Annotated in this window: 10 protein-coding genes; 2 read left to right on the top strand and 8 right to left on the bottom strand. The window is 72.0% G+C overall.

The genetic code is table 11. The features are described from left to right. Nucleotides 1-6 precede the first annotated feature (6 nt). The 8 genes from ftsW to rsmH all read right to left on the bottom strand — a co-directional run bounded on the left by ftsW (nucleotide 7) and on the right by rsmH (nucleotide 10,621). Nucleotides 7-1,362 (bottom strand): putative lipid II flippase FtsW, encoded by a 1,356-nt coding sequence (ftsW, locus tag F4556_RS27805; protein WP_184920756.1) that lies wholly within the window; start codon nucleotides 1,360-1,362, stop codon nucleotides 7-9. 24 nt (nucleotides 1,363-1,386) lie between these two features. Continuing rightward, a complete protein-coding gene (gene murD, locus F4556_RS27800) occupies nucleotides 1,387-2,814 on the bottom strand; it encodes a UDP-N-acetylmuramoyl-L-alanine--D-glutamate ligase (protein ID WP_184920754.1) in 1,428 nt (475 codons plus the stop codon). Beyond that, on the bottom strand, nucleotides 2,811-3,872 hold the full coding sequence (gene mraY / locus F4556_RS27795; protein WP_184920752.1) for a phospho-N-acetylmuramoyl-pentapeptide-transferase: 1,062 nt from the start codon (nucleotides 3,870-3,872) through the stop codon (nucleotides 2,811-2,813). The genes murD and mraY overlap by 4 nt, the downstream gene beginning before the upstream one ends. Continuing rightward, nucleotides 3,869-5,269, bottom strand: coding sequence for a UDP-N-acetylmuramoyl-tripeptide--D-alanyl-D-alanine ligase (locus F4556_RS27790; protein ID WP_184920750.1), 1,401 nt, complete (start codon nucleotides 5,267-5,269; stop codon nucleotides 3,869-3,871). Before F4556_RS27790 ends, mraY begins: the two co-directional genes overlap by 4 nt. Next, nucleotides 5,266-6,822, bottom strand: a complete 1,557-nt coding sequence (locus F4556_RS27785) for a UDP-N-acetylmuramoyl-L-alanyl-D-glutamate--2,6-diaminopimelate ligase (RefSeq protein ID WP_313068715.1) — start codon at nucleotides 6,820-6,822, stop codon at nucleotides 5,266-5,268. Before F4556_RS27785 ends, F4556_RS27790 begins: the two co-directional genes overlap by 4 nt. Nucleotides 6,823-6,965: 143 nt before the next feature. Beyond that, nucleotides 6,966-9,038: a peptidoglycan D,D-transpeptidase FtsI family protein gene (locus tag F4556_RS27780; protein ID WP_184920746.1), complete on the bottom strand. Its 2,073-nt coding sequence runs from the start codon at nucleotides 9,036-9,038 to the stop codon at nucleotides 6,966-6,968. Beyond that, nucleotides 9,035-9,610, bottom strand: coding sequence for a cell division protein FtsL (gene ftsL, locus F4556_RS27775; RefSeq protein ID WP_313068714.1), 576 nt, complete (start codon nucleotides 9,608-9,610; stop codon nucleotides 9,035-9,037). The genes F4556_RS27780 and ftsL overlap by 4 nt, the downstream gene beginning before the upstream one ends. A gap of 39 nt (nucleotides 9,611-9,649) precedes the next feature. Further along, entirely contained in the window at nucleotides 9,650-10,621 is a 972-nt protein-coding gene (rsmH, locus tag F4556_RS27770; protein ID WP_184920744.1) for a 16S rRNA (cytosine(1402)-N(4))-methyltransferase RsmH, read from the bottom strand. Nucleotides 10,622-11,082: 461 nt separating this feature from the next. On the opposite strand from rsmH, the gene F4556_RS27765 reads away from it, so the two are divergent. After that, nucleotides 11,083-11,616: a beta-class carbonic anhydrase gene (locus F4556_RS27765; protein ID WP_184920742.1), complete on the top strand. Its 534-nt coding sequence runs from the start codon at nucleotides 11,083-11,085 to the stop codon at nucleotides 11,614-11,616. A gap of 240 nt (nucleotides 11,617-11,856) precedes the next feature. Next, nucleotides 11,857-12,849 carry an AAA family ATPase gene (locus F4556_RS27760; RefSeq protein WP_184920740.1) on the top strand — a complete coding sequence of 331 codons (993 nt, stop codon included), beginning with the start codon at nucleotides 11,857-11,859 and terminating at the stop codon, nucleotides 12,847-12,849.

Genomic DNA, 12,849 nt, shown 5'->3' with positions numbered 1-12,849 from the left:
CGAAATTCACCGCTCCCTGCGCTTCGGCTTCGCAGCCTGGCGCGCTGTGGTTCGTCGTGGCAGCACCCGGATCAGGACAGATCTGAACCGGCTGTTGGAGCTCCGTGCGGCAAGCGCCGCCTTCGCCCCCGGCGAGCTGCGTGCGAAGCACAGCAGCACCCCGACGGCGGACATGGCCGACAGCATCGCCGACCCCCCGTAGGAGAACAGCGGGAGCGGGACGCCCGCGATCGGCAGAAGTCCCAGCGCCGACCCCAGGTTGACCATGGCCTGCGCCATGATCCAGGTGGTGGCAGCTCCCGCGGCGTACCTGACGAAGGGGTCCTTCGTACTGCTGGCCACGCGGATACCCGCGTAGCCTAGTGCCGCGAAGAGGCCGAGCACCGACAGCGTCCCCACCAGACCCAGTTCCTCGCCCAGTGCGGCGAAGATGAAGTCGGTGTGCGCCTCCGGAAGTTGGCCCCATTTCTCGACGCCCGCGCCGAAGCCGGAGCCGAACGGGCCGCCCGCCGCGAAGGCGTAGAGGCCGTGCAGGGCCTGGAAGCAGTTGACGTTCGGGTCCGGCTTGGTGACGCCGATGCAGGCCAGCCGGTCCAGCCGGTGCGGAACCGTGATGATCAGCGCCGTACAGGCCACCACCGCGATGCCCATGGTCGCGGCGAACAGCCGGAGCGGGGCGCCGACCAGCCAGAGCAGGCCGAACAGCATCGCGATCAGGATCATCGTGGTGCCCATGTCGCCGCCGATCATGATCAGCAGCACCAGCAGCAGGGTGCCCGGCACCAGCGGCACCAGCAGGTGCTTCCACTGGTCCAGGGTCCTGGTCTTCTGCTTGCGGGCCAGCAGGTCGGCCGCCCAGAGCACCAGCGCCAGCTTGGCGAACTCGGACGGCTGGATCTGGAAGGAGCCCAGATCCAGCCAGTTCTGGTTGCCGCCGACGTTGGTGCCGATGCCCGGCACGGCGACCAGCACCAGGGCGCCGAGCACACCGAACAGCACCGGGTAGACCATCGCCCGCATCAACCGGAGCGGCGTCCGGGCGAACAGCACCATCAGGCCGAGCCCGAGCAGCACGGCGATCAACTGCTTGCGGAAGAAGAAGGTCATCGGCAGTTCCCAGCGCTTGGCCAGGATCTGCGAGGAGGAGAAGACCATCCCGAGGCCGAGCACCAGCAGCAGCAGCACGGCGCCGAGGATCAGGTAATAGGGCGTCAGCGGACGGTCCAGCAGATACCGGACCCGGCCCCGGAACGCCCGCAGCCTGGTGACCGGATCGGCCGCCTTGAAGGTGGCGGTACTCGCCGAGATCACCTGGAACTTGGAGGAGCTGCGCTCCGGCCCAGCCGTTCCCTGACCGGCCATCACACAGCTCCCCCCTCGTCCTTCTCAGTCCTGAAGCGCCCGGACCGCCTCGGCGAAGAAGTCGCCGCGCTGGCCGTAGTTGGTGAACATGTCCATCGAGGCACAGGCCGGGGCCAGCAGGACGGTGTCGCCCGGTCGGGCGAGTCCGGCGGCCGCGCGGACCACCTCGGTCATCGCCACCGCGCCAGTCTCACCCTGGGCGGCCTCGATCACCGGAACATCCGGGGCGTGTCGCGCCAGCGCCTCCTTGATCAGCGCCCGGTCGGCGCCGATCAGCACGGCGGCCCGCAGCCGCTTCGCCGCGCCCCGCACCAGCTCGTCGAAGGTCGCGCCCTTGGCCAGGCCGCCGGCGATCCAGACCACCGGCTCGTACGCGGCCAACGAGGCCGCCGCGGCATGGGTGTTGGTGGCCTTGGAGTCGTCGATGTACGTGACCTCGCCGACCACCGCGACCTCGGCGATCCGGTGCGCGTCCGGGCGGAAGGCCCGCAGGCCCTCCCGGACGGCCTTGGTGTCCACCCCGTACGCCCGGGCCAGCGCCGCCGCCGCCAGGGCGTTGGCGATGTTGTGCGGGGCCGGCGGGTTGACGTCCTCGACCGCGCCGATCTCGGCGGCGTTCTTCTGCCGGTCCGGGACGAACGCGCGGTCCACCAACAGGCCGTCCACCACGCCGAACTGGGACAGGCCGGGGGCGCCGAGGCCGAAGCCGATCGCCCGGCAGCCCTCCTCGACGTCGGCCTCGATGACCAGCTCCTCGGTGGCCGGGTCGGCCAGGTTGTACACGCAGGCGACCTGGTTGCCCTGGTAGATCCGGCCCTTGTCGGCGGCGTACGCCGCCATCGAGCCGTGCCAGTCCAGGTGGTCCGGCGCCAGGTTGAGCACGGCGGCCGAGTGCGGGCGCAGCGAGGGCGCCCAGTGCAGCTGGTAGCTGGAGAGCTCGACCGCGAGCACCTCGTACGGCTGCTCGGCGAGCACCGCGTCCAGCACCGAGACGCCGACGTTGCCGACGGCGGCGGTGCGCCTGCCGGCCGCGGTCAGGATCGAGGCGAGCATCTGGACGGTGGTGGTCTTGCCGTTGGTGCCGGTGACGGCCAGCCAGGGGGCCGGCTCGCCGGTCTCCGGCAGCGGCCTGCGGAGCTGCCAGGCGAGTTCGACGTCGCCCCAGACCGGTACCCCGGCCTGCTCGGCGGCCAGGAACAGCGGGCTGTTCGGCGGCCAGCCGGGCGAGGTGACGATCAGTCGGGTGCCCTCGGGCAGCGTGTCGCCGTCGCCGAGCCGGACGGTGAGGTCCGCGCCGAGCGAGGCGGCCCGGGCCCGCAGGCCCTCGCCGTCGCCGCCGTCCACCACGGTGACCCGCGCGCCGAGGTCACGGAGCACCCGGGCGGCCGAGATGCCGGAGATGCCCAGGCCCGCGACGACGACCGGCAGGTCCTTGAAGTCGACGGCGGTCATCCGGTCACCCAGCCCGCGTAGAACAGGCCGAGGCCGACCGCGACGCACAGGCCCTGGATGATCCAGAACCGGACCACGATCAGCACTTCGCTCCAGCCCTTGAGCTCGAAGTGGTGCTGGAGCGGCGCCATCTTGAAGACCCGCTTGCCGGTCATCCGGAACGAACCGACCTGGATGATCACCGACAGCGTGATGATCACGAAGAGGCCGCCGAGCAGCGCGAGCAGCAGCTCGGTCTGCGAGCAGATCGCCAGACCGGCCAGCGCGCCGCCCAGCGCGAGCGAGCCGGTGTCGCCCATGAAGATCTTGGCGGGCGAGGTGTTCCACCACAGGAAGCCGAAGCAGGAGCCCATCAGCGCCGAGGCGACCACCGCCAGGTCCAGCGGGTCCCTGACGTCGTAACAGGTCGAGGTGGCGGTGACCATCGCGGCGCAGGTCTGGCCGTACTGCCAGACGCCGATGAAGACGTAGGCGCCGAAGACCATCACCGAGGCGCCGGTGGCCAGGCCGTCCAGGCCGTCGGTGAGGTTCACGCCGTTCGACATCGCGGCGATCATGAAGTACGCCCAGATCACGAACAGCACGGGCCCGATCGACCAGCTGAAGTCCTGGACGAAGGAGAGGCTGGTGGAGGCCGGGGTGCGCCCGGCCTCGTCCTTGAACTGGAGCGACAGGATCGCGAAGGTCAGACCGACCAGCGACTGGCCGAGCAGCTTGGCCTTGGCCCGCAGGCCGAGGGAGCGCTGCTTGACCACCTTGATGTAGTCGTCCAGGAAGCCGACCAGGCCCAGGCCGGTGGTCAGGAAGAGCACCAACAGACCCGAGGCGGTGGGCTTCTCGCCCGTTATCACCTTGGTCGCGGCGTAGGCGATCAGGGTGGCCAGGATGAAGGCGATGCCACCCATGGTGGGCGTACCGCGCTTGCTGGCGTGCGCCTTCGGGCCGTCGTCGCGGATCATCTGGCCGTAGCCGTGCTTGGCCAGCAGCCGGATCAGCGCCGGGGTGCCGAGCAGCGATAGCACCAGGCCGATCATCCCGGAGAAGAGAATCTGCTTCACTTCGCGGCTCCATCAGCCAGCAGGGCCTCGGCCACGCGCTCCAGACCAACCGAACGGGACGCCTTCACCAACACCACGTCCCCTGGCCGCAGCTGACCCCGCAGCAGCTCGACCGCCGCGTCCGCGTCGGACACCAGCACCGACTCCTCACCCCACGAACCTTCGTTCCTCGCGCCCAGTTCCATACAGGCCGCGTCGCGTCCGCCGACCGCCACCAGCCTGGTGACGTCCAGTCGGACCGCGAGCCGCCCGATGGCGTCGTGCTCGGTGAGGCTGTCCTCGCCGAGCTCCCGCATCTCACCGAGCACCGCGAAGGTGCGACGGCGCTCCGGGCCCCGGCCCCCCATCGACACCAGCGCCCGCAGCGCGGCCCGCATGGACTCCGGGTTCGCGTTGTAGGCGTCGTTGACCACGGTGACGCCGTCGGCCCGTTCGACGACCTCCATGCGCCAGCGGGACAGCGCTTCCGCCTCGCCGAGCGCGGCGGCGGTGTCATCGACGGACATACCGAGCGCCACCGCCACCGCGGCGGCGGCGAGGGCGTTCGAAACGTGGTGCTCACCGTACAGGCGCAGCCGTACCGGTGCGGAACCGGCCGGGGTGGTGAGTGTGAACTGTGGCCGTCCGGCGTCGTCCAGGCGAACTCCGGTGGCCCGGACGTCGGCGCCCGGGCTCTCGCCGAAGTACAGCACCCGGGCCTTGGTGCGCGAGGCCATCGCCCGCACCAGCGGGTCGTCGGCGTTCAGGATCGCGATCCCGTCGCTGGTCAGCGCCTCCACCAACTCGCCCTTGGCCTCGGCGATCCCGGCCTTGGAGCCGAACTCGCCGACGTGCGCGGTGCCGATGTTGAGCACCACGCCGACGGTGGGCGGGGTGATCTCGGCCAGGTACGCGATGTCGCCCTTGTGCCGGGCGCCCATCTCCATCACCAGGTGCTTCGTGCTCGGCTCGACCCGCAGCGCGGTCATCGGGTGGCCGATCTCGTTGTTCATCGAGCCGGGCGGGAAGACCGTCTCCCCACGCCTGGCCAGCAGTTGGGCGATCAGGTCCTTGGTGCTGGTCTTGCCGGCCGAGCCGGTGAGCGCCACCACCTCGGCGTCGGAGCGCCGGACCACGGCCCGGGCCAGCTGCCCGAGCGCGGTCTGCACGTCGTCCACCAGCACGGTGGGCACGTCCAGCTGACGGGTCGCCAGCACGGCGACCGCCCCGGCGGCCAGCGCCTGCCCGGCGAAGTCGTGTCCGTCCACCCGCTCTCCGACGATGGCCACGTACAGGCCGCCCGCCGCCACCTTCCGCGAGTCGTGCTCCACCGAGCCGGTGACCACGGTCGCCGGGTCGGCGTTGTGCAGGGTGCCGCCGACGGCCTCGGCCACCTCGGCAAGGGTCAGTGCGATCACGGCTGCTCCACTCCTCGACTGCCAACACGGTGCTCGATGGCCTCGCGCAGTACCTGCCGGTCGTCGAAGGGGCGGACCTCACCCCGGACGTACTGGCCCAACTCATGGCCCTTGCCCGCGACCAGCACGGTGTCCCCGGCGTGCGCGTGCTTCACGGCGTCGGCGATCGCCTCGGCCCGGTCCGGCACCACCAGCACCTCGCCGCGCTCGGCCTCCGGCACCTCGGTGGCGCCGGTCAGCATGGTGGCGAGGATCGCCAGGGCGTCCTCGGAGCGCGGGTTGTCGCTGGTCAGCACCGCGGTGTCGGCCAGCCGGGCGGCGATCGCGCCCATCGGTCCGCGCTTGTACGGGTCCCGGTCACCGCCGCAGCCGACCACCACGTGCAGCCGGCCCTTGGTGACCTCGCGCAGCGACTCCAGGACGGCCTGCAGGGCGTCCGGCTTGTGCGCGTAGTCGACCACGGCCACGTACGGCTGCCCGGCGTCCACCCGCTCCAGCCGGCCCGGCACGCCGGGGACGGCGGCCAGCCCGGCCACCGCCTGCTCCAGCTCGACCCCGGCGGTGACCAGCGCGGTGATCGCGCCGAGCGCGTTGGCCACGTTGAACGGACCCGGCAGCGGCACGCTCGCCTCGGCCGACTGCCCGTCAGGTCCGACCACGGTGAAGGTCGAGCCGAGCGGCCCGAGCTGCACGTCCAGCGCCCGCCACTGCGCGGCCGGGTCGCCCTTGGCGGAGAAGCCGGTCATCGGGATCGGCGCCTCGGCGAGCAGCCGGCGGCCGTACGCGTCGTCCAGGTTGACCACCCCGAGCCTGGCCTTGTCCGGCTGGAACAGCCTGGCCTTGGCCCGGAAGTAGTCCTCCATGTCCGGGTGGAAGTCCAGGTGCTCCGGCGTCAGGTTGTTGAACAGCGCGACGTCGTAGACCACGCCGTCCACCCGGCCGTAGCTGAGCGCGTGGCTGGAGACCTCCATCACCACGGCCTCGGCCCCGCGCTCGCGCATCACCGCGAGGATCGCGTGCAGATCGGTGGACTCGGGGGTGGTCCGCTCGCTCTTGATCCGGTCGGTGCCGACCCGCATCTCCACGGTGCCGATCACGCCGGGGGTGAGGCCCGCGCCCTTGAGGCCGCCCTCGACCAGGTACGCGGTGGTGGTCTTCCCGTTGGTGCCGGTCAGACCGATCATCCGCAGGCCCGCGCTGGGGCGGCCGTAGACCTCGGCGGCCAGCTCGCCCATCCGGGCCCGCGGGCTCGCCACCACCAGCAGCGGCGCGCCGCAGTCGACGGCCTGGGCGGCGCCGTCCCGGTCGGTCAGCACCGCGACCGCGCCCTGCCGCACCGCCTGCGCGGCGAACTTGGCGCCGTGGTGGTTGGCCCCGGGGAACGCGACGTACACGTCGCCGGGCCGGACCGCCCGGGAGTCGTGGGTGACGCCGCTGACCGGCGCCCCCTCGACCGGCGGCAAGCCGAGCAGACGGGCCACCTCGGCCAGCGGGGTGGGGCGCACGCCGGTGGGCCGGGGCGGGCTCGCGGAGATTTGATCGGGTTTCGGCACGGCCGGAAGGCTATCCGCCACACCCCCCGATGAGCCAAACGCGGCCCCTGACCCGGCATCTGCACCGGACCCGTCCGGAATCTCCCCGGAACCGCCACGCGAACTGGCACCGGGTACGGGCTGAGCGGGGGGCTGGCTGTTCATCAGGGCTTCCAGTCGACGGGGAGGTTGGGCGCCTCGCTGCCGCTGGGGGCGACGCGCAGGGTCTTCAGGGTGAACTCCATCACCTGCTTGAACACCGGCCCGCAGAGCTGGCCGCCGAAGTGACCGTTCTTCGGGTCCTGGATCACGCAGGAGACGGTGACCCGGGGCTGCTCGGCCGGGGCGAAGCCGATGAAGGAGGCGGTGTAGCCGTTGTACTTGCCGGTCTTCGGGTCCACCCGGTTGGCCGTGCCGGTCTTCCCGGCCACCCGGTAGCCCTCGATCTTGGCCTTGGCTCCGGTGCCCTGCTCGTCCGAGACCACCGACTCCAGCATCTCGGTCAGGGTCTTCGCGGTCTCCGGCTTCACCACCCGGGTCTCCTGGCCCGGCGCGGCCGGCACGAACCGGCCGTCCGGTCCGGTGGTGCCCGCCAGCAGGCTGGGCGTCACCCGGACGCCCCCGTTGGCGATGGTGGAGAACACCGAGGCGGCCTGCAGCGCGTTCACCGACAGGCCCTGGCCGAACGGGATGGTGTACTGCTGCGAGCCGTTCCAGTCCTCCGGCTTGGCCAGGATGCCCTTGGTCTCGCCGGGGAAGCCGAGGCCGGTGGGCTTGCCGATGCCGAACCGGCCGAGGTAGTCGGACAGCACCTTGTTGGCCTCGGGCTGACTCTTCGCCAGCTGCTCGGCGGCCAGGATGGTGCCGATGTTGGAGGACTTGGCCAGCACGCCCGCCAGGGTCAGGTACCAGGTCGGGTGGTCGATGTCGTCGTGGAAGACCCGGTCCGAGCGCTGCAGCGTGTTGGGCACCGTGACGTGGGTGTCCCAGGCGGCCGTCCCGGTGTCCAGCACCGCCGCCATGGTCATCAGCTTCGCGGTCGATCCTGGCTCGAAGGCGTCGCCGACCGCCGCGTTGCCGAGCTGCTCGGGCTTGGCCTTGCTCAGGTCGTTCGGGTTGAAGCCCGGGGAGGCGGCCATCGCCAGGATCTGACCGGTCTTCACGTCCTGGACGATCACGTAGCCCTTCTCCGCCCCGGCGTTGGCCACCTGGTCGGTGATCGCCCGCTGGGCCGCCCACTGGATGTCCCGGTTGATCGTCAGCCGCAGGTCGGTGCCCTCCACCGGGGACTGCTGGCTGCCGCCCGCGGTCGGCACCATCCGGCCGTTCACCTGGGCGTACGTGCTCCGGCCCGGCTTGCCCGCGAGCTCCTCCTGGAACTGCTTCTCCAGGCCGCCGGTGCCGATCCCGTCCACGTTCACGTAGCCGAGCAGGTTGGCCGCCAGGCCGCCCGCCGGGTAGACCCGGCGCTTGCTGTCCTGGTTGATGATCCCGACCAGCGGGTTGGCGCAGACGTTGTCCACGTACTGCCGGCCGCCCTGGTCGGCGGGCTTGCCGACCAGCTTGCGCTGGGCCCGGCAGGCGGCGGTGTCGGCCTGCTTGGCCAGCGTCGCCTTCAGGTCGGTGATCTGCTTCTTGGTCTCCGGGCTCTGCCGGGGCGCCAGCATCACCCACTTGGTCTTCGGGGTGCGCAGCGCGGCGGTGAGCTGCTCCTTGCTCCGGTTCAGGATCGGGGCCAGCAGCGCGGCCGCCTGCTCCGGCGCATCCGGCACGAAGGACTTCTCGGCCGGGTACAGCGAGGGGTCGCCGGTGATGTCGTACGCGTCCACCGTGGTGGCCAGCGCGACGCCGTCGGAGGACGTTATCGAGCCCCGGTCGGCGGAGAGGATGGCCTCCTGGTAGTTGTTCGCCCCGGCGGAGGCGGCCAGCGCGTCGGAGTCGAGCAGCTGGAGCTGGATCAGCCGGCCCGCGAAGACCGAGAACACCAGCGCCAGCGCGACGGTGACCAGCCGCAGCCGGCGGCGCTGGTCGCCGAGCTTGATGGTGCGCACCGGCGGCGGTCCTGGACGGGGGCGGCGCTGGGCGGGTCGGCGGACCGGCTCGCCGGTGCGCTGGCGCGGGGCGCGCGGCCGGTCGACCGGGCGGGACGGCCGCCCCGGTTGCGGTCGGCCGCTCTGCGGCCGGGCCGGACGGCGCGGCCCTGGGCCGCCGCGCGGGGGCTGACGGGGCGTACTCATCGCGGCGTACCTCCGGCGGACGGGGCGGGAGCTGACGGAGCGGCGGGCGGGGCCGGGTTGATCTGGACGCCGGGGTCACCGCCCGGCTGAGCGGGCGGCGCGGACTGGGCGCTCGGGCTGGGCTGCGGCCAGAGCTCCTCGGCCGAGCGCTTGACCGGCGGGCTGTCCTTGGCCTCGGCGGGCTTGCCCTTGACCGAACCGTCGGCGGCCTCCAGGAAGGCCGGGTCGCCGCCGGGCACCATGCCCAGCTCGCGGAGCCTGCGCTCCAGCGCGTCCGGCCCGGACTGCTGGTCGATCTGGGCCTGCAGGGTCTGCTGAAGGTCGGTCAGCTCGGTGGACTGCCGCTCCAGCCGGCTGAGCTCGAAGGAGCCCTCATTCAGCGCGGTGTTCAGCATCAGCAGCCCGAACAGCCCGCCCGAGAGCAGCGCCACCACCAGGACCGCGAACGGCGTCCGGCCCCGGGAGGACCCGCGGCCCGGCCGTACCGTGATCCTCGCCCTCCCGCCCTGGCCGGGGAGCGCGCCGCGCTCCCGCTGGCTCCGACCCGTCAGGCCACCACCGGCCACCGGCACCGCGTCTCTCCCTCGCCCGTCCTCGCTCCCCCGCCGGTCCTACTGACCGCGGGGCTCCCTGATCCTCTCCGCCACGCGCAGCCGTACGGGCGCGGCGCGCCGGTTCTCCTCGATCTCCTGCTCGGTGGCCAGCTCGGCACCGCGGGTGAGCAGCTTCAGCCAGGGCTGGTGCTCCTCCGGGATGATCGGCAGGCCGGGCGGTGCGGTGTTGGTGGCCGCCGCGGCGAAGTACTGCTTCACCAGGCGGTCCTCCAGCGACTGGTAGGACATCACCACGATCCGGCCGCCCAGCGCGAGCGAGTCCAGCGCGCCGGGGATGGCCCGGTCCAGCACCTCCAGCTCGCCGTTGACCTCGATCCGGAGCGCCTGGAAGGTCCGCTTGGCCGGGTTGCCGCCGGTGCGCCGGGTGGCGGCCGGGATGGCGTTGCGCACCAAATCGACCAGACGCGCGCTGTTGCTGAACGGTTCCTTCTCGCGCTCGCGCAGGATCACCGAGGCGATCTTCCCGGCGAACCGCTCCTCGCCGTAGACCTTGAGGATCCGGGCGAGCTGGCCGTGCGTGTAGGTGTTCAGCACCTCGGCCGCGCTCAGGCCCCGGGTCTGGTCCATCCGCATGTCCAGCGGCGCGTCCTGGGCGTACGCGAAGCCCCGCTCGGCCTCGTCCAGCTGCATCGAGGAGACCCCGAGGTCGAACAGGATGCCCTGCGCCTTCGGGATCCCGAGGTCGGCCAGCACCTGCGGGATCTCGTCGTAGACCGCGTGCACCAGGGTGGCCCGGTCGCCGAACCTGGCCAGCCGCTCGCCGGAGAGCTTCAGCGCGGCCGGGTCGCGGTCCACCGCGACCAGCCGGATCTCGGGGAACTGGGTGAGCAGCGCCTCACTGTGCCCGCCGAGGCCCAGCGTGGCGTCCACCACCACCGAACCAGGGGCGGTGATCGCCGGGGCCAGCGCGTCGACACAGCGCTGGAGCATCACCGGGACGTGCTTGGGGGCCGGGCTGTCGGTGCTCATGTGGACCATTCTGGTCCATCGGGCCGCTCCCGCCGTACGCCGCCCGTGGTCCCCGCCCGCTCGCCTGGGGAAGGAGTGACCGCCCGGCACCGGGGAAGGTGCGCCAGGTGGCACGGAGCGGGAGGAGGCCGCGGGCTGCGTACGGCCGTGCCCGGCAGGGGAGTTGACGGACCGTACGGTCCGTGCTCCACTGCGCCGAACTCTACCGCCCGGGTCCGCGCAGTCAATCGTCCGCGACGGCGCACCACCCGGCTGGAGTCATGAATCACCGCAGGTCGGGACGGTTCGGGCAGGCCCGTCGCCCACTCGGCGGTACCGCGCACTGGGCTCCGCGTGCGCCGGGACAGAGTGGGGCGAACCAGACGGGCGGGGCGGCCGGTGGCTATGCGCTCCGTCACACCGGCCACAACCAGTGCCCTCCACCCCACCACGGGAGCCGAAATCCCATTACCGTCTTCCGCATGACAGTGACCCCCGACCGGCCCACGCCGACCGCCGCTGCCGAACCCGCCATCATCGACCGTTTCGTCGAGGCCAACCGCGCCTACGCCGTCACCTTCCGTGACGGCGGGATGGACGCCCGGCCGGTCCAGAAGGTCACCGTGGTGGCCTGTATGGACGCCCGGCTCGACCTGTTCGCCGCGCTCGGCCTGGAGCTCGGCGACGCCCACCTGATCCGGAACGCCGGCGGGGTCGTCACCGACGACACCATCCGCTCGCTGACCATCAGCCAGCGCGCCCTGGGCACCCGCTCGATCGCGCTGATCCACCACACCGGCTGCGGCCTGCTCGGGCTGACCGAGGACTTCCGCCGGGAGCTCGAGCAGGAGGTCGGCCAGCGGCCGACCTGGGCGGTGGAGTCCTTCGTGGACCTGGACGGCGACGTCCGGCAGTCGATGCAGCGGGTCCGCACCTCCCCGTTCATCCCGCACCGCGACGACGTGCGCGGATTCGTCTTCGACGTGCACACCGGTCTGCTCCGCGAGATCCACTGATCCGACGCTCCGCCCGTCGGGCCCGGCCAGCGCCGTCCGGGCCCGTTCCGCTGTTCGGACACCATCGGAATGCCGAACGGGAACCGAAACGCCCCGCCCGGCGTCCACCGGACGAACCGGGACAGTGTGCCGCGTGTCGCCCGGGCGGGTGACGACTGGCCGCCTGACAGGGAAGAATGCGCCTGCGGGCCGACCCGGCAGTGTGGCGGCCAGGTGTTTTCGGGGCATGGGAGCAATCGGGTGACGACCTACAACGGACAGACCGGCGCGGGCAGTTCGAGCCTGCATGAGCTCGGCGCGGTGGCCGAGCGGATCCGGGCCTCGGTGGAGAGTGTCATCGAGGGCAAGCCCGAGGCCGTCCGGATCGCGCTGACCGTCCTGCTGGCCGAGGGCCACTTGCTGCTGGAGGACGTCCCCGGCGTCGGCAAGACCATGCTGGCCAAGACCCTCGCCAAGTCGGTGGACTGCACCGTCCGCCGGATCCAGTTCACCCCCGACCTGCTGCCCTCCGACGTGACCGGCACCAACGTCTTCGACCAGAACCGCCGGGACTTCGAGTTCCGGCCGGGCGCGATCTTCGCCCAGATCGTGGTCGGCGACGAGATCAACCGGGCCTCGCCGAAGACCCAGTCCGCGCTGCTGGAGTCGATGGAGGAGCGCCAGGTCACCATCGACGGCACCAGCTACGAGCTGCCCTCGCCGTTCATGGTGATCGCCACCCAGAACCCGGTCGAGATGGAGGGCACCTACCCGCTGCCCGAAGCCCAGCGCGACCGCTTCATGGCCCGGATCTCGATCGGCTACCCGAGCGCCGAGGCCGAGCTGGCGATGCTGGACGTGCACGGCGGGGCCAACCCGCTGGACGACATCACGCCGGTCGCGCACGCCCACGACATCCTCAAGCTGGTCGACGTGGTCCGCACCGTGCACGTCGCGGACACCGTCCGCCGCTACGCGGTCGAGCTGGTCGGCGCCACCCGCCACCACCAGGAGCTGCGCCTCGGCGCCTCGCCGCGCGCCACCCTGCACCTGATCAGGGCCGCCCGCGCCGCCGCCGCCCTGGACGGCCGCGAGTACGTGCTCCCCGACGACATCCAGGCGCTCGCCGTCCCGGTGCTGGCCCACCGTCTGATCCCGACCGCCGAGACCCAGCTGAGCCGCCGCTCCACCGAGCAGATCGTCGCCGACCTGGTGGCCCGGCTGCCGATCCCGCGTCCGCAGGGCCGGGTCTGA

The organism is Kitasatospora gansuensis (genome assembly GCF_014203705.1).
Classification (GTDB): Bacteria; Actinomycetota; Actinomycetes; order Streptomycetales; family Streptomycetaceae; genus Kitasatospora; species Kitasatospora gansuensis.
Note: the sequence above shows the minus strand (reverse complement) of the source record. Positions and strands in the feature narration are given on the sequence as shown.